This window comes from Myxococcus sp. MxC21-1, assembly GCF_032612255.1.
In the GTDB taxonomy this organism is placed as follows: Bacteria; Myxococcota; Myxococcia; order Myxococcales; family Myxococcaceae; genus Myxococcus; species Myxococcus virescens.
The window spans coordinates 687,111-711,277 of the sequence record NZ_CP123278.1; the positions used below are offsets into that span (position 1 = coordinate 687,111).

The following is a 24,167-nucleotide window of genomic DNA, read 5'->3' on the forward strand; positions in this document are numbered from 1 at the left end:
GGGTCCGTGGTGACACGTCTTCCCTGGAGGGTTTCATGAAGAAGGTCCTCATCGGACTGGGCATCGGCTGCGGTGTCTTCATCCTGGCGGGCATCGGCTTGATGCTGGCGGGTGGCATCTGGGCCAAGAACAAGTTCGGCGGCAGCATCGAAGCCATGCAGGCGATGCAGGCCCAGGAGCAGGAGCTGACACAGCTCAACGCCAGCAATCCATTCAAGGCGCCCCCGGAGGGGCAGGTGCTGCCGTTGGACGAGCAGCGGCTGCTGGCCTACCTGACGGTGCGCGAGTCGGCGCTGCCGGCCTTCAAGGCCTTCGAGGCGAAGTCCAAGGAGTTCGAGGCCGAGCACGCGGGCGAGGGTGACGAGAAGCCGGGCTTCAACGCGGCCGTGGACGCCGCGGGCCTGTTCATGGGGCTGATGGCGGACGTGCGCAAGGCATACATCGCCGGCCTCAAGGCGCAGGGGATGTCGCCCGCCGAGTTCCAGAGCATCACCACCACCGTTTACGCTTCCATGGTGGCGGACAGCCTGGACCAGATTGGCGCCGCGGCGGAGCAGGGCCGGAAGATGATGGTGACGCAGCTGGCCGAGGTCGACAAGCGGCTGGCGGACGACTCGCTCGCTGACGAGGAGCGCGCGCAGTTGGAGGAGGCCCGGGCGCAGCTCCAGGAGACGCTGGACGCGATTGAGGAGCCCGGCGCGAACGAGGAGCAGCCGCTGTCCGAGGCATCCAAGAAGGCGGCCGCCGCCAACGTGGAGCTGCTGAAGAAGCACAAGGAGCGCGTGGAGCTGATGGCCAACGTGGCCTTCGACGGCTTCGTGCTGGGCGGCGCCGGCGCCGACGGTCAGGCCGCGGGCCTGGAGTAGCCGTTCCGCCGTGTCAGGGGCGTTCCCGGCTCAGGCCTCCCGTTCCACGGGGGCGCCGGGCCGGGACGCCGCCGCCGCGCGTGCCTCCCTCCGCCGTGCGGGCTGGCTGGCCCACACCGCCCCTGTGTTGAGCTTGACGATGAAGGACTTGTCGTAGCCCGCCTGTGTCACCGGCGGTCGCCTGGCGTTCCAGCGGAGGGCCGTGTTGCCGGACTGCTCGGCCAGGTCCACCGCGAGCAACACCCGCACCACGCCCTGAAGGCAATCCACATCCAGGGCGGCACGCTCCGCAGGGCGGGAGTCAACCGATGCATGCCTGCCTCCGCGCGGGCGTGCGCACCCGGGTTGTGCGCCGCGTTGCAGTTGCAGGCGTTTTTCACATGCGCAATGGATTGCGCCCGCCAAAGGTAGGCGTGTGTGGCCTTCCATCCGCCCGGCGTCTCCCTTTGCGGCCAGCCCTCCGTGAGATATGCAAGCCATTGAACATGTCGAAAGTCACTTCGCGCGGGGAGGGGCGCGTGAACCTGTGAGGAATGGAGTTGGACGTCTGATGAACAAGGTCATCTTCGCCTGTGTACGCAACGCTGGCCGCTCGCTGATGGCGGAGGCGTTCTTCAACGTGATGGTAGACCCCCAGAAGGCGCGCGCCGTCTCCGCGGGGACGCAGCCTGGCGACAAGGTGCATCCCGAAGTGCTCGCGGCCATGCGGGACATCGGCATCGACCTGCAGGACGTGAAGCCCCGCCTGCTCACGGACGACCTGACCCAGGACGCGCAATGGCTCATCACCCTGGGATGTGGCGAGGCCTGTCCCCAGGTGCCGGGGCTCCAGCGCGAGGACTGGCCGCTGGAAGACCCCAAGGACAAGTCGGACGTCCTGGTCCACCGCATCCGCGACGAGCTGGCCGCCCGCGTGGCCGGACTGCTGGAGCGCGAAGGGTGGATGCGCGCCGGTTAGCGCGGCTTCGAACGCGCGCTCATTCCAGGTGGTAGTTGAAGGGCAGCTCGACGGTGACCCGGTCGCCGAGTTCCGGCGGTGGCGGTGGAAAGGGCGCGGCATGCCGCACCGCCTCCTGCGCGGCTTCGCACAGGAGGGGGTGGGGACAGGGGCCCAGCACCCCCAGGGCCACCAGCTGGCCCTGCACGCCCACGGAGATGCGCAGCACCAAGGACCCTTCGATGCCCGCCATCCGCGCCTCGTGGGGGTAGGGAACGTCCTCGAAGCGGTCGCGGAACATCTGTTCGAAGTAACGCCGGGCCATGTCCTCGCGGTGGTCGGGGGCGGTGGCGGGTGGCGGCTCCACGAGCAACCCCGGGAAGCCGGGCCCCAGGGCGCGCTGGGTGATGCCCGCCACGGCGCGGCCCGCCAGGCTGTCACGGTCATGGGCTGGGATGCCGGCGGGGCGCCCGACGGACAGCGGCTCCGCGAGCTCGGAGGCGCGCGGTGCCGCGACGGGGCGCGGCGGTGAGGGGGCGCGCGAGGGGCGAGGCCTGCGCGCGGTCCGGGACCGGAGAGGCGCGGAGGCTGGCCCGGTGACGTCCCCCACCGGGGCCGAAGGTGGCAGGGCGGTCAGGCGGAGCACGAGGACTTCTCCCCGGGTGGTTTCGCCTTCGAGCCGTCGCGGCGTGCCGTGCCAGAAAGAGGCCGCGCCGATGAGCGCCGCGGCGTGCAGACCGATGACGGCCAGGACCAGCATCAGCGTGCGTTGACGGCTTCCGGCCTCTGTCTCGTGGCCACGGAAGGCCGAGGCGAACAACACGTCCTCCGGCGGGCGGGCCTTCGCTGGTGCGTCCGGCATGGTGTGCCCCTCTCCCGCCCGCGTCTCGCCACGGGATGGGGGTAGTGGCGTGCGTGTCGGGCGTGAAGGGTTCCTGGGCCGCGGGCGTGTGCGGCGGTCCGCACTCCGCCGGCGCGGTGTCGGGCGGCCTTCAGTGCGGGGACACCGGAGGACGGGGTTTGCGGAACACCACGGTGAGGTTGTTGCTGGGCATGTCCACCACGCGCTCACGCTCCAGGCCATGCAGGGCGGCCTCGGCGGTGACGGCCTCCAGCGACCTCACGCCCCACGCCGGGTTCCTGGCGCGGAGGGAGGCGTCAAACTCCAGGTTGCTGGGGGCCGTCTCGCGGCCCTCGACAAAGTAGGGGCCATACAGGACGAGCAGCCCGCCGGGAGGCAGCACCCGGCCCGCGCCCCGCATCAAGCCCTGACAGGCCGTCCAGGGGGCGATGTGAATCATGTTCACGTTGAGGATGACGTCCGCGGCCGTCTCCGGCCAGGACTCCGCGCTCGCGTCGAGTCGGCGCGGCGGTAGCAGGTTGGGCGGGCCTTCCTCGGTGCGCCACGCCTCGATGCTCTCCAGCGACTCCGCGTCCACGTCGGTGGGCTGCCAGAGGAGGTGGGGGAGCGCTCGGGCGAACCACGCCGCGTGTTGGCCGGTGCCGCTGGCCACCTCCAGCACCCTGCCAGAGGCGGGAAGGACTTCGCGGAGGACAGCGAGCAGGGGCTCGCGATTGCGTTCCGTGGCCGGGGCGTGACGCTTCATCCCCCGGGTTTCGCACATCCGCCGCGTTCCGTGCGAGCGCCGCTGGCCGCCTGCGTGGGCCAGCGGACGCATGGCGTTCAGTCGGGCCGCCAGCGCTCGATGCGCGCGGGGGCGTCCCATCCTCCACCACGCGGTACAGCGCCACCGTGCGTGCGCCGGACTGCGCGTCCACGGTGTGATGCACGAGGAGCGGCGACACGGGAACGTTGGGAATCGCGGCGCGCACCCGCTGGAGCGCGGCCTCGGGCGTCTGTGCCTCGAGCACGCCCGCCGTTCCGTGCCCTGTCAGCGACGCGTTGATGAGCAGCTGCAGTTCCTCGTCCGTGCGGACCTCGTCCGCGAAGACCAGGTCCGGGTCCTGCCTCAGGAACGCGCGGAGTGTGCCAGGCATCGTCATCTCACCTCCGGGCTGGACGATGCTGAAGCGGAGGTCCGTGGCGCGGGGCGTCTCCAACGCGGCCAGTCCGCGCACACCGTCCGGGAGTGCCTCGATGGCCGCGTGGAGCGACGTCGTCCGCCCCGAGCCACGCGCGCCGGTGAAGAGCACCAGCTGCCCCTGGAAGAGTGAGTCGAGCCGGAGGAAGCGCTCCGACAGGAAGTCGGACTCCTCGGCGGACAGGGGCAGCGAGGCGAACGAGGGGAACGCGTCCCGTGTCCGTTGGTCCCGGGCCACGGAGATGACCCACGGGCCCAGCGCGCCCGGCTGGAAGACGACCCGGAACTCCACCTCCGGGCTGCTGGCGTCGTAGGGGAATGGCACGCTGCCCCGGTCGGGCCGCCGGGCATCGGCGCCGCGTTTCGCGAGCGCCGCCATGGCCTCCGTGAGGGGCCCGTGGAGCGACAGGTCCAGGGCGTGCCGCACCACGCGCTTCTCCGCGCCGAGCAGCCCCGGTGGTGCTGACGTGTCGGGGACGTCATGGAAGAAGAGGCTGATGCCCGCGGCGTCCTGCTCGTCTTCGAGCGTGTCCGCCCACACCGAGAAGTGCGCGGCCCGCGTCTGCCCGGCGATGGCGTAGAGCGCCCGCGCGGCTTCATCGAAAGTTCGCGCTGCGGGCGGCGTGGCCACGGAGCGGTCCTCCCGGGCCAGCGTTTCGAGCAGTCCTGCAATCACGGCGGAGATGGGCGAAGGGGTTGGACTCATGGTGTAACTCCGATGCGGAGACGGCCGATTCTCTCACGGGAGACACCCACCGAAGCGCACCTTCTCTCAGGCGCACCACCCATGCACCGACGTGTCGTGGTCCTCGCCTTCCTCGCTCTTGTTGCCACGGCGTGTTCGGATGCCTCGGAGGCGGGGCCGGCGGACAGCGGCACCGTGCTTCCGGACGGCGGCGGCGACGCGGGCACGCCCACCCGCGCGCTGGAGCTGTGGACGGCCCGGGCCACCCTGGCTCCCGGGACGCCCCCGGTCACCTACGCGGCCGGCCGCCTGGTGATGCATGACGGGCAGCTCTACCGGGCCCGTTCCGCCAGCACGGAGCAGGTGCCTCCGGAGCATCCGGCCGTCTGGGAGCGGCTGCCCCCGCCGGTGGACGACCTGCGCACCGCCCTGGGGAGCGAGTGGACGGAGCGGGGCGTGGGCCTCCAGCCGTGACTCCGGGTCCGGGTCCGGGCTGGAAGAAACGTTCCGTCCACGCCCGTTTGTTTCCCACCCGGCAATTCCCAGCCCCCCGGGTCGAGCGGGGGTGTCACCCTCAGGTGGTCCCTGGGGGGTACATTGGGGGCATGGTTCCACGGCAGGTGGACGGGTCGGGCGTTATCTCTGGCGTTACCGTCTCCCAAAGAGGAAAGTTCACCCAGGGCTCCCCTTCCTGCCGGGCGAGCGGGCACTGGGGTGTACTCCTGCGCCCGCGGGTTACACTGCCAGGCGTGGGTCCCAAGCAGGGCGGGGCGCTTCACATGTGTGTACGGTCCCTTGTTGTCGCGGACCTGCCTGCCACACCTTTAGGTGGGCAGGCCTGAAACCCAATTCGGAGGAGAGTCACCATCATTCGCGAACAGAGAAGCAGCCGCGGCGGGAGCCGCGACCAGAGAACCAATCGTCGCATCCGTGCCCGTGAGGTCCGCGTCGTCGGGTCTGACGGTAGCCAGCTCGGGGTCATGCCTCTCGAGGCGGCCCTGGACCGTGCCCGGACCGAGGGGCTGGACCTCGTTGAAATCAGCCCCATGGCCAGTCCTCCGGTCTGCAAGATCATGGACTACGGCAAGTTCAAGTACGAGGAGAAGAAGAAGGCCTCGGAAGCGAAGCGTGCCCAGGTCACGGTCCTGCTCAAGGAAGTGAAGCTCCGTCCGAAGACGGAAGAGCACGACTACGAGTTCAAGGTCCGAAATACCCGCCGGTTCATCGAGGACGGGAACAAGGCGAAGGTCGTCATCCAGTTCCGTGGGCGTGAAATCACGCACAAGGAGCAGGGCACGGCCATCCTCGACGACGTGGCCAAGGACCTGAAGGACGTGGCCGTCGTGGAGCAGATGCCCCGGATGGAAGGGCGTCTGATGTTCATGATCCTCGCGCCCACGCCGAAGGTGGCGCAGAAGGCCCGCGAGCTGGTTCGTCAGGCCGCCACCGCCGCCAAGCGGACGCCTCCTCCGGGAGCCCCGGGTGCGGGCAAGCCGGCGGGCGCCAGCAGTGGCGCTGGGGAGAAGGCGGAGGAAGCGGACGAGGAGAAGAAGGAAGCGCAGGCCGCGCCGGCAGCAGCCGAGGCGCAGATCCCGACGGCGTCCTGAGGGATTGCCGCCACGCGGTGGGTCTGGGTTCCCACCGCGTGCGGCGCCTCTCGAACGTGGGGAAAGTGTGGCCGCCGCCACACGGGCAGGCAGCCAGGCGTGGCTCGCCGCCCACAGGTCCGGCGTGGCTTGCCAGGGAAAGGCCGCCCGGGAGGCTGGCAGGCGACTTGAAAAGGAGGGTACTGCTGCCGCAGTCTGTCCGCCCGCGAACGCTCGCGGACCTCCTTTCATCAAGGACGCGTGATGCTGCCTGTCCTCCTCGCCGTGCTGCTGGCGCAGACGCCCGCATCCAATCCCCGTCAACAGGGCGTGCCCATTGGCAAGGGCAAGACGCTCCCTGTCGTCACCTTGTCCGCGCCGTCGGGTGGATGGACGGTGGACCGGATGATGCTCATCGAGGGCACCGTCAGCGACACCACCATTGACCCGGTGGTGGTGTCCATCAACGGCGACCGCTACCTGATGCGCACGTACCGCGGGCGCTTCAGCCGCAAGTTCCCCGCCGCCAGCGGCAAGAACGTCGTCACGGTGATGGCCACCAACCAGGCCGGCACCGCGCGCACGCAGGCCACCAGCTACGCGCAGATTCCGCCGGTGCCCTTCAAGGTGGTGCTCACCAGCGACACCGACGGCGTCTACACCGACCTGCACCTGTACGAGCCCACCGACGCCAGCGCCAAGGACGGCACCCTGGACGTGCGGAAGATGGCGCACGTGTACTGGGCCGACACCGCGAGCCCCTCCGGTGGCACCTTCTTCCTCAACTCGCAGGGCGGTGACTTCGACCAGCCCGCGTATGGCCCGTACCTCTACATCCACCGCTCGCCGCCCAAGGGCGTGTATCTGGTGGCCACCAACTACTGGCCCAGCGGTGACAAGGCCCACACCGTGGCCACGCTGAACCTGTCGCTCTTCGAAGGCACGCCGAACGAGATTCGCCGCATGGTGCGCATCCCCCTGGCCACGCCGGGCACCACCCGCGTGCTGGCCTGGGTGAACATGCTCGGGGATGGGCAGGCCGAGGTGTTCGTGCCCTCGCAGGACCCGCGTCCGAAGCACGCCGCGTGGCCGAAGAACCTGGATGAAGCCCTCAAGGCGCTCCAGTCCAATGGGGATGGCGGCGGCGAAGGCGAGTACTGACGCCTCCGTCGTCCGGGGTCTCCATGTCCATGCGCCGCGTCCTTCCCGTGCTCTTGCTGCTCCATGCGCCCGCGCCTCTGGCGAACGGAACGGTCGGGGTGCGGCCGCTCGTGTCGGCGCCGTCGGGCTCGGATGTGAAGCCGCACGACGCGGAGGCACCCACGGCGCCCGAGACGCGCGACGTGCTGCTCCGCCGGTGGGTGGCGCGCGTGGCGCTGGCCCAGGTCCGCAAGCAGGACGCCGCGTGGCATCCGGACCAGCGTGACTGCGCGGGCCTCATCCGCTTCGCCTTCCGTTCCGCGTACAAGCAGGTCGCCGCGGAGCGCCTGTCCACGCCGCTGTGGCGTGACGGCCGGGGCCGCCCGTCCGACTTCGCGGACGCGGAGGTGCTGCTCCAGCACAGCTTCCAGTTCCTGGGCCGTGACGACGCCACCCGCGAGTCGCTGCGCACCGGCGACCTGCTCGCCTTTCGCCAGGAGCAGGACGCGGGCCCCATCTTCCATCTGATGCTGGTGGTGCGCCCGGAGGACCGGGCCCATGCGCCCGCGCGCGTCGTCTACCACCCGGGGAGAAGGGCGCCGCGGTGCGCACCGGCGTCCTCCACCACCGGCCACCGAGGCGCCGCTGGAGTGGCGCCCGGTGCCGCAGAACGCTTCCTTCCTCGGCTTCTTCCGTTTCAAGGAGTGGATGTCATGACGTCTCCCAAGAGTGGCCCGCCCAAGGCGCTGCTCATCGGCGTGGTTACCGTCCTCGTGGGCGGCGCCGTGGCCGGAGCCTTCTTCCTGGGCCGGCGCAGCGGGCAGTCCGGCGACGGCGGTGGCACGGTCACGAACCTGCTCGGTGGCGAGCGCAAGGGCCCGCCCAGCGCGGGCGCCGGCGTGGAAGGCATGCCCGAGCCCGCGATGACGGCGCTGGAGGTGCCCGGCACGGCCGCGCCTTCCGCCCTCTGGGTGGACGTGCACCACCCGGGCAAGGTGCGGGATGCGCTGGCGGCCAACGTGTGGCTGCGCGACCAGCTCCAGAAGCCGCTGGGCCAGGGCTTCGTCGGTGCGTGGGCCGCCTTCTTCGGCTCCACCGGCGAGGACCTCCGGGCGGGCTTCAAGGGCGCGGTGCTGGACCTCTTCGCGGGGCAGTTGTTGGACGCGCCCTTCCGCGTGACGTGGTTCGCCGGTGACGCGCGCTCCAGCACGCCGGCCTTCATCCTCCCCAAGCCGGGCCGCGCCGCGACGTCCGCGTACGAGGCGCTGGACGGTGTGGCCAGCCGCGGCGGCATGACGGCGCCGCACTGCCCGGGCGGCGGTTCGGAAGGCACCTTCGAGATGAAGCGCTGGCTGGTGGCGGAGCAGACGCTGTGGGCGGGCCGGCTCAAAGACAGGCTGGTGCTCGCGCGCCACCCGGTGGCGGTGCTCCACGGCCTGTGCGCGGAGCTGCCGGCGCTGAAGGCGAAGGACGGCGTGGACGTGGAGTTGGGTTACGACCCGGAGGCCTATGGCCGCGAGGTGCAGCTCTTGTCGAGCGTGGTGGGGCTGGCCCCGGGCACGCGGCTCCAGTTCGGCGTGGAGGCGGGACGGCTGGTGGGCCGGGGCATCGCGGGCGAGCTGCTGGACGGCCCCGCGCGCCTGGACGCCGCGCCTCTGTCCGACGACCTGCTGAAGCTGGTGCCGGAGGACACGCCGGTGCTGCTGGCCTTCCAGCTCAAGCTGCCGGAGTCGTTGGACCCCGAGACGCTCAAGGCGTACTGGGCGAAGGGCGGCGGCAAGGGCCCCACGCGCACGCGTCAGGTGGCGCTGGTGTGGACGCCGCGCGGTGATGCGAAGCTGCCCGTGGAGCTGGCCGTGCTGTGGGGCCGCACCGACGACGCTGCCGCGCTGGAGGGCCTGTTCTCCGGTGGCTACAACCGGCTGGTGCGCGGCACCCACTGCAACCACGTGGTGCTGGCGTCCAACGACGCGGAGCTGGAGCGCCTGCGCAAGGCGTGCGCGGGTCAGCAGCCCAACATGCTCAACGCCGTGGGCCCGGTGGTGGCGGGGCTGCGCGCGCCCACCTCGGTGGCTTTCGGGGTGAACACGGGCCGGCTGCTCAGCGGGCTCACCATGGATGGTTACCTGTCCGAGTTCCGGGTCAGCCGCAACGCGCCCATGCCGAGCGCGGCGCCCCCGGAAATCGAAGCGGCGCGGAGCGACCTGGAGTCGCTGCCGTACCTGGGCCTGCGCGGCACCGTGCAGGGCGATTCGCTGGTTCCTGGAGGTTTCGGGTCATGAAGTGCCTCATCCGACTGGCGGCTCTGTCCGCGCTCATGCTGTCCGGCGTGGCCCTGGCCAAGCCGCTCTACATCACCGTCCCGCGCTCCTATGGCACCCAGGAGCCGGTGGCGGTGGACGTCGCCTTCGAGGACAAGGGCCCCGTCGAGCTGCGCGTCCTCAAGCCGGAGAACCTGGACGCCTTCATCCGCGCCCAGGGAGATTTGCGTCGCGCGTACCAGACGCCGCCCACGCTGAAGAACCCGGGCCGCGCGCTCAGCCGTGGCTTCAACGCGGTCCGCACGCCGGGCATGTTCCTGCTCGACACGCTCAACCCCGCCTTCCGCGACGAGGTGGGAGAGGTGCTGCCCCGCGCGCCGCAAGCGTCGGGCTCCGGCGAGCCGCTGGCGAAGGTGGCCGAGGGACCGGAGCGCCTGGTGGGCGTGCCGCCCGGCTTCACGGTGACGCGCAGCCAGTGGCTGAATCTGGACCTGGGCGGCGCCGAGCGGGACTTCAACGTCCCCGGCTTCAACGCCAGTGGCCCCAGCGGCTTCCAGGAGCGCCGCGTCACGCTGGCGCCGCTGCCCGCGGGCACCTACGTGCTCCAGTTGGTGCAGGGCCGCGTGGAGGGACAGGTGGTGCTGGTCGTCAGTGACTTGACGGTGCAGCTCAAGCAGACGGATGGCCAGGTGCTGGTGCGCGTGGCGGGCCGGGACCAGAAGCCGCGCGAGGGCGCCGAGGTGCAGGTGTATCTGCCCAAGGGCAAGGGCCCGGTGGGGAAGACGAACGCGAAGGGCGAGGTGACGCTGGAGGTGTCGGAGCCGCGCGTCATCGCCACGGCGACGGCGGGTGGGGACACGGCCATCGTCGACACGGACTTCTACTCCGCGCTGGCGGTGGCGCCGGACGTGTTCATCTACAGCGACCGGCCCATCTACAAGCCGGGCCACGAGGTGAAGTTCCGTGGCGTGGTGCGGCAGCCGGACACCTTCCTGGCGCGCCTCTTCACGCCGAAGAAGCGCCAGGTGCAGGTGAAGCTCGTCTCGCAGGAGGGCCGCGCGCTCACCACGCGCGCCTCGGTGGACGAGTTCGGCGCCTTCCACGGCACGCTGAAGGTGCCGGACGACCTGGGCACCGGCGTGCTGCGCGTGGAGGCGGAGGTGGACGGGCACCCGCACCAGGGCGAGGCCCGCGTGCAGGACTACGTGAAGCCGACGTTCTACCTGGAGATGGAGCCCGCGTCGGAGACGGTGGTGCCCGGCCAGACGCTGCGCGCGAAGGTGCGTGCCCGCCGCTATGCCGGTGGCACGCCCGACGCCACGAAGTACGAGGTGTTCCTCTACCGCAGCCTGCTGGACGCGCCCGCCTGGGTGGATGACGCGGGCAAGGGCGGTCAGGGCAGCGACGTGACGTACGGCAGCGCCTCCACCACGGAGGGCAAGCTGAGCGTGCCGGAGCGGCTGTACTCCTCCGTGGAGGCGCGCGGCGCGTATGAGGACCCGTGGTCCAGCGCCAGCGCCTTCGACGCCAACGGCGAGGCTGAAATCGATGTGGCCGTGCCGGCGCTGGCCGCGGGCGAGGAGCGGCTGCCGTACCGGTACTCGCTCACCGTGCGCGCGCGCGATGACCAGGAGACCTTCGCCAACGCCACGTCCGCCTTCTTCCTGTCGAAGGTGGAGGTCCTGGGCCTGGCGCGCTACTCCGACGCGGTGGTGCCCAAGAGCGGCGACGCGACGCTGGCGATTCGCGCCACCACGCTGTCGGGCAAGCCCTACGGCGTGACGCAGGGCGAGGTGGAGTTCGTGCTGCGCAAGGCGGATGGCGCGGAGAAGAGCCTGGGCAAGCGCTCCTTCTCCACGGCGGCGGATGGCACGCACCGCGAGAAGGTCCCCACCTCGGACGTGGGCACCGTGCTGGCGCGCGTGGTGGTGAAGGACAAGAACGGGGAGACGTGGCAGGGCGAGGAGTCGCTGCTCGTCATCGGCGGCGCGGACGAGCCGGTGGCGCGCGTGCCCAACCTGACGCTGGCCTCGCTGTCCGGGACGCTGGCGCCGGGAGACACCGCGAAGCTGGTGGCGCTGATGCCGGACAGCTGGTGCTCGGGTGGCCGTGACGCGGGCCCGGTGTGGGTGACGCTGTCGGGCGCCTCGCTCTACGACACGCAGGTGGTGGAGCTGACGGGCCGCACGCTGGTGCACAGCTTCAACGTGGAGAAGCGCTTCGGCAGCGCGGTGTACGCGTCCGTCGCGTACCCCACGGCCACGGGCCGCTGGGAGGAGCGCACGGTGGCCTTCCGGGTGATTCCGCGCGAGCGCACCCTCACGGTGGAGCTGCAGCCCCGCCGCGCGGAGGCCACGCCGCTCACCGAGCAGAGCATCGACGTGCGCGTGGTGGACCACGAGGGCCGCGGCGTGGTGGCGCAGCTGTCCGTGGGCGTGGTGGACAAGGCCGTCTACGCCATCCAGAGCGAGTTCCGGCCCAAGGTGCTGGACTTCTTCTACCCGCCGGCGCGCAACAACGTGTCCAACTTCTTCTCGTCGGAGTTCCAGGGCTACGGCTACGGCGAGGCGCTGGCGCGGAAGATGGCAGGGCTGCCGGACCACGCCTTCGCCTCCATCAAGCCGCCCAGCCGCCAGACGAAGGACCTGGAGCGCGACACCGCGCACTGGGACCCGGCGGTGGTGACGGACCGGGATGGCCGCGCCACGGTGCGCTTCACGCTTCCTCCAACCAGACGCTGTGGGTGGTGACGGCGGTGGCGGCGGACACCTCCGGCCGCTTCGGCGAGGGCACCTCCGAGTTCGCCACGCGCGGCGGTCTCAACCTCTACGCCGCGCTGCCGCAGTTCCTCCGTGAAGGCGACGAGGCGGTCGCCTCGGTGCGCCTGTCGGCGGGGAGAAGTCGCCGGCCAGCCAGTTGCTGGACGTGAAGCTGGCGTCGCTGGGCGCGCTGAAGGCGGACCAGTTCGAGCACAAGGTGGAGCTGGCGAAGGGCGGTGAGCAGGTGGTGCCGCTGACGCTGAAGGCCGCGTCCACGGGCGCCGCGCAGCTCACCGTGAATGTTGCGGGCGGCAAGGACTCGCTGAGGGACCTCAAGCGCTTCGACGTGGGCCCGGCGGCGGTGGAGGACGAGGTGAAGGTGAGCGCCTGGGGCGGCGGTGCGCTGGAGGTGCCCGCGCCTCAGGAAGCGACGCTGGCGCGCGTGGAGCTGGTGCTCCAGCCGTCCATCGTCGACGCGGCGCTGTCCAACGTGCGCGAGCTGCTCACGTACCCCTACGGCTGCCTGGAGCAGTTGGTGTCCACCACCGTGCCCAACGTGGCGGTGTACCAGGTGCTCCAGAAGGCGGGCGCGCTGGCGAAGCTGGACACGGACACACAGGCGCTGCTGGCGGAGGCGCGCAGCCGCTCCGTGCAGGGCACCGCGCGCATCCTCGACATGTCGGTGAAGGGTGGCGGCTTCACCTGGTTCGGTGGCTATGAGACGCCGAGCCTGCCGCAGACGCTCATCGCGCTGGATGGTCTGGCCTACGCGGCCGAGGCGGGGCTGGTGGACCGCGCCGACCCGCGCCTGGTGGAGAGCGCCCGCTGGCTGGAGGCGCAGGAGGGCCTGCCGCCCGAGTACGACGCCACGCGCGCCTACGTGCTGGCGCGGCTGGAGGGCTCCAAGCAGGCCGCGCGCGTGCGGGCGCTGGTGCAGGGCGCGGAGGGCGGGGATCTGTACCCGCTGGCCCTGGCGGTGCTGGCCGCGGAGAAGGCCGGCGTCATCAAGGAGCCCGCGCTCCAGACTCAAATCAACGCGCTGGTCGCGCGCAGCGCGCAGGGCTACGCCACGCTGGCCGCCCTTACGCCGGGCCAGCCGCTGGAGCAGTCGGAGGCCTTCTTCCGCTTCCCGCTGCGGCGCGTGGGCATGACGGCCATCGCCGCGCATGCGGCCTCGTTCGGCACGTTGGACATCACCCGCGCGCGCCGCCGCATCCTGGAGCTGCTGTCCGAGCCCGACCTGTCCACCTTCGACCGGAGCACCACGCTGCTGCACTCGCTGTGGCTGCTGGAGCGCGACGCGAAGGCGATGCAGGGCATGAAGGCGCCCGAGGTGAAGGGCGTGAAGACGCCGGTGAAGTTCGCCCCGCGCGGCCTGGGCCTGGTGGCGGTGCTGGCGCCGGGCACGCGCACCGTGGACGTGGGCGGCTTCGACGGCGTGGCCACGCTGCGCGCCACCACGCGCACGCCGCTGTCCGCCGTGCAGCCGAAGGCGGAGGGCATGTCCATCCAGCGCGCCTACTACGTGCTGCGCGAGGGCGGGCAGGTGCGGCTGGGCGCGGGCGACACCGTGTCCCAGGGCGAGGAGGTCTACGTGGAGCTGACGCTGGACGCGCGCGGCGACAACCGCGTGCGCTCGGCGTACTACGTGGTGGAGGACGCGGTGCCCGCGGGCTTCGTGCCGCTCCAGGAGGACAAGGCCTTCCGGGGGCCGCCGCACTCGCTGCCGCTGGTGCCCGAGGCGCTCAAGCGCCGCGTGCTCAACCCGGAGCGGGCGACGTTCTTCTTCGAGGAGCCGGCCTGGTGGAGCGACAGCCCGCGCACCGTGGGCTACGTGCTGCGCGCGCAGTTCGCCGGCACCTTCTCCGCGCCGCCCGCGCACATCGAGGACATGTACGCCGCCAGCATCCACGGGCGGACGGCCGCGGACTCGCTGAAGGTGGTGCCCTCCAAGAAGCACCTGGGCGACCTGTAGTCCATGGGGTTGGCCGTCACGGTGGCCGTGCTGCTGGCGGCCACCCCCACCTTCGTCACTCGCGGCGACGTGACACCCGAGGCCGGGCTGCGCCGCGAGGCCGAGGCCGCCTGGAGTGCGCTGGAGGCGCGTTACGTCCAGGAGGCCGGAGGCGCGCCGGCGAAGCCCCGGCCTCCATCGTCCTCCAGAAGGGCGCGGCGCTGACGCCCCAGCGCAACGGCCAGGGGCGCCCGGGGCTGGTGGAGCTTCGGCAGAACACGCCGGGCGTGCTGGATGAGCGGCTGCGGCTGGCGCTCCGGCACGAGCTGGCACACCAGTTCCTGTGGTGGGCGTGTCCCCAGTCCAGCGAGGACCGCCTCTTCCACGAAGCCTTCTCCGTGGCGGTGAGTGGCGAGCTGCCCTCGTGGAAGGAGGGGCCCTATCTGTCGTTGTCCCGCGCGGCGTCGGTGCTGGCCGGGGCGCCGGAGGTGGACACGCCCCGGGCCCGCCGCGCGCTGGCGCGGCTGCTGAGCGAGTCCCCGGGCTTTCCTCCGGCGCTGTCGCGCAGGCTTCGGCAGTGCCAGGACGGCGCGCGGTGGGCGTCGCCGCTGTCCATCGACGAACTGGCAGGCGTGGGCGTGCGCGAGGCCCGGCCCGCGACGGTGGTGGTGAGCCGCCATTCGGGAGAGGTGTTGCTGTCGGAGGGCGACGTGCGGCGCGCGCTGCCGTACGGCTCGGTGCTCAAGCCCTTCCTGTACGCGGCGGGCGCGGAGCACCCGGCGCTGCCACCGCGCCCGGGCGTGCCGGAGTGGGGCTGCGGCGCGGGGTTGCCGGCGAAGGTGGACGCGCGCACCGCGCTGTTGCGTTCGTGCAACGGCTACTTCCTGGACTGGGAGGCGCGGGGTTCTGCGCCCCGGGCCTTCGGCGCGTGGGGGCCGGTGCTGGCCTCGGTGGGACTGACGGGCCTGCCGGAGGACATGGCGGAGGCGACGGGGCTTCGCTCCACGCTGGCCGTGTCGCCCTGGGGCGTGGCGCAGGCGTACCGGCTGCTGGCGGAGGCTCGGCCAGATGTGGTGGCGCTGCTGGCGGACAATGCCGCGCGCGGCACGCTGGCGGATTTGCCCGCATCGAAGTCACTGGTGGGCGTGGCGACCAAGACGGGCACTGTGCGCGACGCGGCGAGCCGGCCCCAGTTCGGTTGGATTGCCGCCGTGGACCCGGATTTGGTGGCGGTGGTGGTGCGGCCCGGCGCCATGCCCCGCCAGTTCGCGGAGGAAGTGCCCAAGGCGCTGGCGCGCGCGCAAGCAGGCGGGCCTGGAGGCCGCGCGCGTGCAGGTGCTGGGGCTGCTTCCACCGGGGGACGTCGAGGCGCGGTGCTCCGGCGCGGGTTTCGCACTGGTGGAGGGTGTGCCGCGCGCGGGCGCGGAGACCTGGGCACCCCTGGCATCCCTCACCCAGCGTGGCGCGGCCGTGTGTCTGGGCGCGCCCTGGCGCGTGCGTTTTCCCGGTGGTCCCGCCGAGGGCCGTGACTACGCGGGCGTCTTCATCACCTCCGAGCCGCCGCCGTACCGGCCGCCGCCGGGCGTTCCCACCACCCCCAGCGCCATGAAGGCGCGGCGCGGCTCCGACTTCGTCTTCCGCACCACGCGCCTGCAATACGCTGCGGGCGTGGTGTCCGCCGAGGACGTGACGCTGACGGGCGAGGCTCGCGTGGCGCTGGCGCGGGTGGTGGCCCACAACGAGCAACATGGCCACAGCCGTCACCCGGGGCGCCCCGTCTGTGACACCACGCACTGTCAGGCCTTCCGCGGCACCGTGCGCGTTCGGTCCGAGGACGCGAAGGCCCTGGGACTGGCGCCGCTGAAGTGGCGCAAGTGGCTGACCTTCTCCCAGGGCGGGGAGGAGCCCTGGCGGCAGGCGCGGCCCCGCGCGGAGGTGGAGCGGCTGTTGGGGCGCGGGCTGGTGTCGCTGCACTTCAAGGCGGGGCGGGTGCACTACCTGCGCGCGGAGACGGATGGCGACGCGACGTTCGACACCGCGCGCTCGGTGCCGTGTGACTTGCTGCGCTCCGGTTTGAAGCTGCCGTCGTGCCCTCGCACCGCGTCATTCAATGGCGAATCACTGATGTTCGAGGGCCGTGGCCGTGGCCATGGCGAGGGCTTGGATGTCGAAGCCGCCAAGGCCGCGGGGTCGGGCAGCGACGTGATACTCGATGACGCATACGGACAGTGAAGATAGACAAGAAAATTTTGATGCGTCTATCTGGTTAAACAGTTTAAAACTGAATTGCATGAAATTGTGTCAGGGCCGGGCGTAGAGTGGCTTGGCCCGTCCTTCCCGGCGGGCACTCATCGTTAGGAGTGGTCGCCCATGCGCATCACCCGTACCGCCTCTCGCAGAAAGCTGTTCGGCGCGCTGCTGTGTACCCTCTCTGTCGCGGCCTGCGGCCCGGCGCCCGAAGGAGAGCCCTCCGGTGAGAAGTCCCCCGAGACGGGTTCGCAGGAGCATCCCGTCGTCTATGGCCCCGACAACCGCACGGACGTCTATGCCTATCCGGCGTCCGTGCTGCGGACCCGGGCCGAGAAGTCCACCGTGGCGCTGATGAATCCGTCGGACTTCAACGTCTCCAATCCCAACAACGTCACCTTCAATGCCAGCACGCTGCAGAGCGCCTACAACCTCTGCTCCACGCAGCGCTTCCTGAATGACCCGACGCCGGCCTTCTGCTCGGGGACGCTCATCGATGATGACCTGGTGCTCACCGCGGGGCACTGCATCACCAGCGCGTCCGCCTGCGCCAACACGCGCTTCGTCTTCAACTTCTACCGCACGTCGGCGACGACGCTGCAGACGGTGACCACGGCCGACATCTTCTCCTGCCAGTCCATCGTCGCGCGCCAGCAGGGCACGGTGGGCGGCCGCAACCTGGACTTCGCCGTCGTCCGGCTGGACCGTCCCGCCACGCCGCGCTTCGAGCCGGCGCCCGTCCGTCCGGGCAACACCGCCCTGCCGCTGAACACGGGCGTGTCCGTGATTGGTTCCGGCAGCGGCATCCCGTTCAAGATTGACGACGGTGGCTGGGTGCGAGACGCCCGCGCCGGCACGCTGGACTACTTCGTCGCCAACACCGACACCTTCGGTGGCAACTCGGGCTCGGGCGTGTACGAGAACAACAACGTCACCGTGGCCGGCATCCTGGTCCGGGGCGTGACGGACTACGTCAGCCAGGGCGGCTGCAACGTCGTGAACCAGTGCACCGACACGGGCTGCGGTGGCGAGTCCATCACCTACGTGCGTCCCGCCATCGACGCGTACTGCGCCGTCGCGGGCAGCATGCGCCTGTGCGGCACCACCGAGCCGCCCCCGCCCCCGCCGGTCAAGACCTTCACCTTCTCCGCGACCAACACCAACAGCGCGCAGCAGAACACCACCAACGTCAGCGTGACGCTGGCGGCTGGCCAGACGCTGTCCTTCGGCACCTGCTCGCTGCCGCAGGCCACGGCCACGGGCGACACCTACCTGCGCCTGTACAACACGGCGACGAACACCCAGGTGGCGGCCAACGATGACTCCTGCAGCCTGCTGTCCTACGTGTCCTTCACCGCGCCCGCGGCGGGCACGTACCAGATGCGCGTTGGCTGCTACTCCAGCGGCAGCTGCAGCGGCACGGTGGCCTACTCCATCCAGTAGCACCGCTTTGACGTGAGGGCGCGGGTGGCCCTGCCGCCACCCGCGCCCGTAGCTTCGCAGACAACACCTCGCCTCCCCTTGTTGCTCGCGTGTCCTCGCGTTCCCCGTGGCCTCCCTCTGGAGCGCGGGTGGAGCGCCTCCGGCACGCGCCGTGCTCTGGGCCTCCGCCGGGCCGAGCCCGGAGCCGGTCCCTCAACAAGGACGACGCGTTACATGAATCAGCGGAAACACACGAAACAGCTACGCCGCCAGCTGCGTTGGGCGGGCTTGTCCGCGACGGTGCTGGCCGCGCCCGCGAGCTTCGCGCAGGACTGTCCCAAGCCCACGTTGCAGCAGTGCGTGGACGCCGACTACCGCGCCAGCAGCTGCGGCAGCGTCCACGACGCGTACTGCCAGGGGGTCGTGGAGTCGGAGTGGAAGGCCGGTTGGGAGGCTGCTCCCAAGCGCGTGGCGCTGCTGCCCGAGGAGCTGGGGGGTGGGGTGGACACGGTGGCCTACGCGCCCCACGTCCCGAAGGACACGCGCTTCCAGGGCATGGACCAGAGCATCATGGGGCAGGTGCTCAAGGGGCAGATTCTCTACCGCAAGGGCCTGGAGAACCTGACGAAGGAGGAGCAGGCCTACCTGTCTCGGATTCAGAGCTGGGAGAAGGACGGCACCCAGGTGACGTCCTGCCAGGAGTTCGTTGACGAGAAGTACCTCGACTTCAGCCGCTTCGAGCGGCAGGCGGGCCGGTACGGCGACGACTCCCGCGCCTTCTTCAACGGCGCCTTCGGCAAGGAGGGCATCGCGCATCGCGTGCTCTACAGCCGGGACCAGGAGAAGCTGGCGCCCATCTGGGACGGGCAGCGCACGGCGAAGAACGCGTACTTCCGCTTCACGCCCGGACGTTACCCGAAGGGCACCGACGGCTATGTCTTCAAGTCCGAGGCGGCGAAGCTGGCCAACAACCTGGAGGCGCGCAACTGGGTCGCTCCGTCGGACGATTGGCACCAGAAGCAGGCCGAGCAGTTCAGCCACATCGCGGATGACGTGCTCGACCACTACCAGGTGGAGCAGGAGTCCTTCACCGCGCTGCTGCGTCAGCGCGACGCCGTCTACGCGGAGTGGGCGCAGGCCTCGAAGGTCCTCCGCTCGCGCGACCACCAGACGGTGGAGCTGGACAAGCTGACCGCGGAGCGGCTGTACGGGTTGGACCAGGCCATCGAGGAGTCGCTGGTCAAGGCGCAGAAGGACGGCTGCCTCGACCCCCAGGGCCCCACGGTGTGTGACTGGAGCCCCCGCCGGTACAAGACGATGCTGGAGGCCGCCATGGCCCCGCGCCGCGAGGCCGACCTGCAGGCGTGCCTCTTCCTGACGGGCAACGACTTCGGTCCGGAGAGCTTCGTGCGCAACGCGGACAAGCTCCAGGTGAAGGGCCTGGACCGGAAGGACTACACGCTCTCCTCGTCGTTGCTGGCGCAGTACCTCGCCATCTACGGCGCCCACATCCACGGGCTGAACGAGCCGACGAACCCCTCCACGGGCGCGGTGCGGCACGGGGGAGAGGCCAGCGACAGCGGCTACGCGGGCGGCGACACCTTCGGTGGCGGCTACGACTACGTGGCCGGCTGGGAGTACGTCCAGCCGGGCTCGGGCCTGCGCACCAAGGCCCTGGGCGCCTGGTGTGACAGCGACGTGCGGCTCTACGGCGAGTTCAACGCCTATGCGAACGTGTTCGGCCCCACCCGGCACGAGATGGCGCACGTGAGCGGCGAGGCTGGCACGGAAGGCAATGGCGTCCGCCTCAAGCTGGATGCGCGCGTGCTGGGCACCTCCCTCTACAGCCACGACAAGCACTACCCGCTGCGCTTCACCTTCTATGAGGGCAAGCCCGTCTTCGACAGTGACGCCGCGAAGGCCTCCACGACCTTTGTCGTCGTGTTCGTCCCCGTCACCGTGCAGGGCGGCCTGTCCGCGGAGGCGGGCGTGAAGATGAACATTGGCGGCGCCGTCACCCGCAACTGCTCCGAAGACCTGCTGGGCGTGGACCTGTACGGGACCATCACCCCGTTCGCCTCGGTCAAGGGCTTCGCGTCCGTGGGCATCGGGGTTCCGGGCCTCCAGGTGGGCGTGAGGGGCGAGCTGGTCATCGCTCGCGTCAACGTGCCGCTCTACGGCGACATCGGCCTCTACCTGAGCTCGCCCTCGCACCCGACGAACCCGAACACGCTGTTCCTGCGGGCGTCGTCGAAGCTCGACGTCGAGCTGCGCTTCCTGGACGGCAGCATCAAGCTCTTCGGTGAGCTGCTCTTCCTGAAGGGCGAGACGACCATCGTGAGCTGGAGCGGCTTCGGCAACACCTGGAACATCTACAACGAGTCCAAGTCGCTGCCGCTGGTCCGCGTCTACTAGTCCGTCGCACCCCCTGGCTCGTGCCTGACGCGAGCCGGGGCCCTTCGCCGCCGCGGTGTGCCCATCCGCCGCCGCGGCGGCGCTCCTCCCTCATTGTCTGGAGTCCTTCATGCGTCGCTCGAGGCTCGCCGTCCGCACGGCCGCGCTGACCACCACCCTGCTGTTCGTGGGCGCGGTGCCCGTCTGGTCCTACTTCCACCCCGCCGCGCCGGAAGCCGTGGTGGCCGCCGCGCCCGTGAGCGCCTCCCGGCTGCCGCTCTACCGGTGGACCGTGGGGGAGGAGCGCACGTACCACTTCGTCTGGAACGACCTGCAGCGCGTGGCGCTCCCTGTTCCGCAGCAGGGGAGGCGCCCCAGACGATGGATGGCACGCTGGGCCTGGAGGGTGAGCTGACGCTCCAGGCCCTGGAGGTCCGCGCGAAGGGGGCGCGCGTGCGGCTGGCGGTGAAGCGGCTGGACCGGCACGACGCGACGCTCTCCGGCCAGGCGCTCTTCCCCGACGCCGCGGCCGTGCAGGCGCACCTGCCTCAGACGGCTTCAGCGTGGCTGGAGCTGGACGCGCGGGGCGCGCTCGTGGCCGTCCGGTTCTCCGACGCGGAGCCGCCCCTGTTCCGCCAGGTCGCGCAGACGCTGGCGGCGGAGTTGTTCCCCACGGAGCTGCGCGACGCCGCCGAGTGGAGCGCCGTCGAGTCCACGCAGACGGGCGAGGTGGAGGCGCGCTTCCAGTTCGACGGCGAGGACGCGCGCCTGACGCGCCGCCGCGCGCGCTACCAGTCCCTGCGGGCCGCCGCCACGGCGCCAGCCTTCCGGCAGTCGCTGAGCTCCCTCACGCACTTCGACCGGGACCCGGAGGGCTTCCTGGCCGGGGTGTCCCACGACGAAATCCTGGACGCCACGCACACCGATGGCCGTTCGCTGATGTCGCGGCGCGTCCGCCTGCGCCTCGCGTTCTCCACGCGTCAGCAGAAGCCGCTGCCGCCGGCCACGGAGGACAAGCCCATTGTCCGCGCGCCGTCGCAGGTGGCCTTCGAGGGCGACGAGAAGCTGGCGCTGACGACCAGCCAGGCCGACGGCATGACGGTGGACGCGGCGCTCCAGGTGCTGGCGTCCGCCACCGACCCCGGCGCCATCCCCGAGCTGGGCACCTTCGCGCGGCGGGCCATCGCCGCGCTCGAGCTGGAGCCCCACCGGGCCGGTGAGCTGGGGCAACTGTTCCTCCAGAAGGGCAGGTCTCCCGCGATGCGCGAGCTGATGCTGGACCTGCTGGCCGGCGCGGGGCACGCCGAGGCCCAGGCCACGCTGCGCGAGCTGATTGTCTCCCCGGAGGCCCGCGAGCATGCCGGCGCGCATGGGCTGATGGTGCAGCGCGCGGGCCTCCTCCGCGAGCCGGAGCCCGAGACGGGCCGGCTGCTGGCGCGGATGAATACGGAGGCCCGGACCGCCGGTGACGTCGGCGCCGAGCGCGCGTCCGCCTACGCCCTGGGCGCCGTCGTCTCCCGCCTGCCCGCGGGCAGCCCCGAGGTGACCGAGTTCCTGCGCCCGCTGGAGGACGCTCTGGCGCGCGCGGACAACGCCGAGTCGCTGGAGCACTCCCTGCGCGCGCTGGGCAACAGCGGCACGGCGCGCGTCATGGACCTGGCGTCGCCCCATTTGCGTGACGAGGCGCCCGAGGTGCGCTCCGCCGCCGCGGGGGCCCTGCGCACCGCGCCCCAGGAGGCCGCCACGCGCATGTTGCTGGACGCGTTGATGTCCGAGCCAGCGCGTGCCGTGCAAGGCGCGCTGCTGGACGCGCTGAATGCGCGCACCCTGGGCGCACCCGAGCTGGAGCGCCTGAGCGGCTGGGTCGTGGCGGGGCAGCTGGCGCCGGGGGCGAGGCCGCGCTGCTCAACGTCCTCACCCCTCGCATGGACGACAGCGCCGCCGTCCTCCGGATGCTCCAGGCCCTCTCGGTCCGTCCCGGCCAGCAGCCCGCCACCCGGGCCCGCGTCATGGCGCTGATGGCCCAGGCCTCGGCCAGCCGCGGCGGCTGAGCCCCTTCGCTTCAACCCACCCACCGCAGTCGAGGTCCTCATGAAACGCAGTCTCAACGGGCTGTTGCCCCTGGCCCTGCTTGGCTTCTTCCTGGCGCAGGCCGCCCACGCGGACGTCGTGGACGACGTGTGGCGCGGCACGAACATCCGGCTCAACGCCGCGCGCATCCGCGTGAAAGGCAATGACTACGCCACCGGCTACTGGCTGCTGCCGAAGGCGGCGAACACGCTGAACCTCAACGTGCCGGCGCGGCAGTTCGGTCTCAACTCGGACCTGGTGCTGCACATGTATGGCTCGCGCTCTGGGAACGTCATCACCTGGACCTTCGATGACACCTTGCCCAGCCGCTACAACCTGGGGGACTCCACCTACGTGACGCGGGTGCGGGGGACGCTCAAGGCCTACGCCCGGCAGGTGCGTGGCGCGGATGACCCCTTCTGTGACAGCGCCGCCTGCCCCCACAACGTGGAGCTGACCCTTGCGCCTGGCTCCAGCGCGAAGGTGAGCGGCTACAAGACCTTCATCTTCGACATCGACTTCACGGAGGACGTCCAGGTGAAGCAGTTCGTCGCATATGGCGGCGTCCCGCGCCCCCGGCTGTCGTCGATGGCGGTCGTCACCCCCAGCAGCCGTTGCCCGTCCTCGGGGCCCAGCGAGCTGTCCGGCGACGTGGTGCTCAGCAGCCCCGCGCCCACCGGCGGCATCCTGGTGGACCTGATGAGCGTGGACGCGAGCGTGGGCGTGCTGCCCGTGCGCGTCCCCGAGGGCCAGCGCTCCGCGCGCTTCACGCTGCGCCTGCCGCCCTACTGGACGGGGCCCACCGTCGTCTACGGCGCGTCGGGCGGCGTCCGGAAGAGCGTGAAGGTGGGCGTGCGCCCGTGCCTGGTGCATGTCTTCCCCTTCGTGCGCTGGTACCTCATCGATTCGCTCTACGCCCCCGCGCACCTGCTCAACGGTGGGGCGGTGATTGCCCGGTACAAGGAGGCGGAGTCGGACGTCCTGCTGACGGGCAAGGGCGAGGCGTACTGGCTGAACGAGGTGCTCGGCGCGGAGCAGGTGCGCGTGGCGGGCGTCAACTCGACGGGGGACATCTTCGGCACGGCATACACCTCCAAGGGCCCCAACGCGTTCCTGCTCCGTTCGGAGGACGTGAAGGCGGGCGCGGAGCAGTGGCTGGAAGGCTGGGAGGCCGTGACGGCCAACGCACACGGCACGCTGCTGGTGCGTGACCCGAACGACGGCAAGAGCATCTACCGCGTGGACGAGGTGGGGCCCGCCATGCACCCCGGCCTGTCCGAGCTGCTCCCGAGCCGCGTCCTCTTCAACGCGCTGGGGGAGGTGGCGGTGACGCTGGAGACGGAGAAGGGGCTCCGCGCCGCGCGCGTCTACGGCAAGGACGTGCAGGTGCTGCTGGACAACGAGTCCGAGGTCACCGCGCTGAACGACGTGGGGGTGTTCGTGGGCACCGCACTCGATTCGGACAAGCGCCCCCGTCCTTTCATCTGGTCGCGGCAGGAGGAGGCCCGGTGGCTGCCGATGCCCAAGGGCGCCGTGTCCGCGAAGGCCGTGGCCATCAACGACGGAGGCTGGGTGCTGGGGACCGCCACCGCCGAGGACGGCAAGACGCAGGTGTCCTTCCTCGCGTCACCCGACGGGAAGACGGCCACGCGGTTGGATGAGGTGCTGCCGGAGGAGTTGAAGAAGGCCGGCTACCGCGTCCTGAGGGCGCTCGCGCTCGCTGACGACTTCAGCGTGCTGGTGCAGGCCCTGGATGGACAGGGGCAGCGCGTCCACCTGGTGCTGAGCCCGTGAGCCGCGTCCC

Annotated in this window: 17 protein-coding genes and 3 pseudogenes; 16 read left to right on the forward strand and 4 right to left on the reverse strand. The window is 71.0% G+C overall.

Going from position 1 to position 24,167, the window contains the following annotated elements; all coding sequences use genetic code 11:
• Positions 1–35 precede the first annotated feature (35 nt).
• Entirely contained in the window at positions 36–866 is an 831-nt protein-coding gene (locus QEG98_RS03310) for a hypothetical protein (protein WP_316565724.1), read from the forward strand.
• Between the two features lie 30 nt (positions 867–896).
• Here QEG98_RS03310 and QEG98_RS03315 read toward each other — a convergent pair whose 3' ends face one another.
• Complete coding sequence (locus QEG98_RS03315; protein ID WP_316565725.1) at positions 897–1,136, reverse strand: hypothetical protein; 240 nt, start codon at positions 1,134–1,136, stop codon at positions 897–899.
• Between the two features lie 280 nt (positions 1,137–1,416).
• On the opposite strand from QEG98_RS03315, the gene QEG98_RS03320 reads away from it, so the two are divergent.
• Positions 1,417–1,824, forward strand: coding sequence for an arsenate reductase ArsC (locus tag QEG98_RS03320; RefSeq protein WP_316565726.1), 408 nt, complete (start codon positions 1,417–1,419; stop codon positions 1,822–1,824).
• A 19-nt stretch (positions 1,825–1,843) separates the two neighbouring features.
• Here QEG98_RS03320 and QEG98_RS03325 read toward each other — a convergent pair whose 3' ends face one another.
• The 3 genes and pseudogenes from QEG98_RS03325 to QEG98_RS03335 form a co-directional block, all read right to left on the reverse strand.
• Positions 1,844–2,665, reverse strand: coding sequence for a TonB family protein (locus tag QEG98_RS03325; protein ID WP_316565727.1), 822 nt, complete (start codon positions 2,663–2,665; stop codon positions 1,844–1,846).
• Between the two features lie 130 nt (positions 2,666–2,795).
• Complete coding sequence (locus tag QEG98_RS03330; protein ID WP_316567814.1) at positions 2,796–3,530, reverse strand: DUF938 domain-containing protein; 735 nt, start codon at positions 3,528–3,530, stop codon at positions 2,796–2,798.
• A gap of 157 nt (positions 3,531–3,687) precedes the next feature.
• A pseudogene (locus QEG98_RS03335) lies at positions 3,688–4,551 on the reverse strand (ATPase, T2SS/T4P/T4SS family); the annotation flags it as partial.
• 81 nt (positions 4,552–4,632) lie between these two features.
• Between QEG98_RS03335 and QEG98_RS03340 the strand changes: the two are divergent.
• The 14 genes and pseudogenes from QEG98_RS03340 (at position 4,633) to QEG98_RS03405 (ending at position 24,157) form a co-directional block, all read left to right on the forward strand.
• Positions 4,633–5,004, forward strand: coding sequence for a hypothetical protein (locus tag QEG98_RS03340; protein ID WP_316565728.1), 372 nt, complete (start codon positions 4,633–4,635; stop codon positions 5,002–5,004).
• Positions 5,005–5,396: 392 nt separating this feature from the next.
• Positions 5,397–6,137 (forward strand): translation initiation factor IF-3, encoded by a 741-nt coding sequence (infC, locus tag QEG98_RS03345; RefSeq protein ID WP_090486272.1) that lies wholly within the window; start codon positions 5,397–5,399, stop codon positions 6,135–6,137.
• 243 nt (positions 6,138–6,380) lie between these two features.
• The gene (locus tag QEG98_RS03350; protein WP_090486267.1) at positions 6,381–7,277 is read left to right on the forward strand and encodes a DUF2135 domain-containing protein; all 897 of its coding nucleotides are present in this window, start codon (positions 6,381–6,383) and stop codon (positions 7,275–7,277) included.
• Positions 7,278–7,306: 29 nt separating this feature from the next.
• Positions 7,307–7,973 (forward strand): annotated as a pseudogene (locus tag QEG98_RS03355) (DUF1175 family protein).
• Positions 7,970–9,538 carry a hypothetical protein gene (locus QEG98_RS03360; protein WP_316565729.1) on the forward strand — a complete coding sequence of 523 codons (1,569 nt, stop codon included), beginning with the start codon at positions 7,970–7,972 and terminating at the stop codon, positions 9,536–9,538. The pseudogene QEG98_RS03355 and the gene QEG98_RS03360 overlap by 4 nt, the downstream one beginning before the upstream one ends.
• Positions 9,535–12,267, forward strand: a complete 2,733-nt coding sequence (locus tag QEG98_RS03365; protein WP_316565730.1) for an MG2 domain-containing protein — start codon at positions 9,535–9,537, stop codon at positions 12,265–12,267. Before QEG98_RS03360 ends, QEG98_RS03365 begins: the two co-directional genes overlap by 4 nt.
• Positions 12,261–12,446 (forward strand): hypothetical protein, encoded by a 186-nt coding sequence (locus tag QEG98_RS03370; RefSeq protein WP_316565731.1) that lies wholly within the window; start codon positions 12,261–12,263, stop codon positions 12,444–12,446. The genes QEG98_RS03365 and QEG98_RS03370 overlap by 7 nt, the downstream gene beginning before the upstream one ends.
• Positions 12,443–14,251: a hypothetical protein gene (locus QEG98_RS03375; protein WP_316565732.1), complete on the forward strand. Its 1,809-nt coding sequence runs from the start codon at positions 12,443–12,445 to the stop codon at positions 14,249–14,251. The genes QEG98_RS03370 and QEG98_RS03375 overlap by 4 nt, the downstream gene beginning before the upstream one ends.
• A 3-nt stretch (positions 14,252–14,254) precedes the next feature.
• Positions 14,255–16,462, forward strand: a pseudogene (locus QEG98_RS03380) (hypothetical protein).
• Positions 16,463–16,600: 138 nt separating this feature from the next.
• Positions 16,601–17,920 carry a trypsin-like serine protease gene (locus tag QEG98_RS03385; protein WP_316565733.1) on the forward strand — a complete coding sequence of 440 codons (1,320 nt, stop codon included), beginning with the start codon at positions 16,601–16,603 and terminating at the stop codon, positions 17,918–17,920.
• A 213-nt stretch (positions 17,921–18,133) separates the two neighbouring features.
• Positions 18,134–20,314, forward strand: coding sequence for a hypothetical protein (locus tag QEG98_RS03390; protein WP_316565734.1), 2,181 nt, complete (start codon positions 18,134–18,136; stop codon positions 20,312–20,314).
• A gap of 109 nt (positions 20,315–20,423) precedes the next feature.
• The gene (locus QEG98_RS03395; RefSeq protein ID WP_316565735.1) at positions 20,424–20,708 is read left to right on the forward strand and encodes a hypothetical protein; all 285 of its coding nucleotides are present in this window, start codon (positions 20,424–20,426) and stop codon (positions 20,706–20,708) included.
• Positions 20,675–22,312, forward strand: a complete 1,638-nt coding sequence (locus tag QEG98_RS03400) for a HEAT repeat domain-containing protein (protein ID WP_316565736.1) — start codon at positions 20,675–20,677, stop codon at positions 22,310–22,312. Before QEG98_RS03395 ends, QEG98_RS03400 begins: the two co-directional genes overlap by 34 nt.
• Positions 22,313–22,384: 72 nt before the next feature.
• Positions 22,385–24,157 (forward strand): hypothetical protein, encoded by a 1,773-nt coding sequence (locus tag QEG98_RS03405; RefSeq protein ID WP_316565737.1) that lies wholly within the window; start codon positions 22,385–22,387, stop codon positions 24,155–24,157.
• Positions 24,158–24,167 lie beyond the last annotated feature (10 nt).

What these genes read in the sequence shown, in the direction of transcription:
- QEG98_RS03340 (WP_316565728.1), top strand. Translation starts at nt 4,633, where the DNA reads ATGCACCGACGTGTCGTGGTCCTCGCCTTCCTCGCTCTTGTTGCCACG.
- QEG98_RS03405 (WP_316565737.1), top strand. Translation starts at nt 22,385, where the DNA reads ATGAAACGCAGTCTCAACGGGCTGTTGCCCCTGGCCCTGCTTGGCTTC.
- QEG98_RS03390 (WP_316565734.1), top strand. Translation starts at nt 18,134, where the DNA reads ATGAATCAGCGGAAACACACGAAACAGCTACGCCGCCAGCTGCGTTGG.
- QEG98_RS03310 (WP_316565724.1), top strand. Translation starts at nt 36, where the DNA reads ATGAAGAAGGTCCTCATCGGACTGGGCATCGGCTGCGGTGTCTTCATC.
- QEG98_RS03330 (WP_316567814.1), bottom strand. Translation starts at nt 3,530, where the DNA reads ATGGGACGCCCCCGCGCGCATCGAGCGCTGGCGGCCCGACTGAACGCC.
- QEG98_RS03395 (WP_316565735.1), top strand. Translation starts at nt 20,424, where the DNA reads ATGCGTCGCTCGAGGCTCGCCGTCCGCACGGCCGCGCTGACCACCACC.
- QEG98_RS03360 (WP_316565729.1), top strand. Translation starts at nt 7,970, where the DNA reads ATGACGTCTCCCAAGAGTGGCCCGCCCAAGGCGCTGCTCATCGGCGTG.
- QEG98_RS03325 (WP_316565727.1), bottom strand. Translation starts at nt 2,665, where the DNA reads ATGCCGGACGCACCAGCGAAGGCCCGCCCGCCGGAGGACGTGTTGTTC.
- QEG98_RS03385 (WP_316565733.1), top strand. Translation starts at nt 16,601, where the DNA reads ATGCGCATCACCCGTACCGCCTCTCGCAGAAAGCTGTTCGGCGCGCTG.
- QEG98_RS03400 (WP_316565736.1), top strand. Translation starts at nt 20,675, where the DNA reads ATGGATGGCACGCTGGGCCTGGAGGGTGAGCTGACGCTCCAGGCCCTG.
- QEG98_RS03365 (WP_316565730.1), top strand. Translation starts at nt 9,535, where the DNA reads ATGAAGTGCCTCATCCGACTGGCGGCTCTGTCCGCGCTCATGCTGTCC.
- QEG98_RS03320 (WP_316565726.1), top strand. Translation starts at nt 1,417, where the DNA reads ATGAACAAGGTCATCTTCGCCTGTGTACGCAACGCTGGCCGCTCGCTG.
- QEG98_RS03350 (WP_090486267.1), top strand. Translation starts at nt 6,381, where the DNA reads ATGCTGCCTGTCCTCCTCGCCGTGCTGCTGGCGCAGACGCCCGCATCC.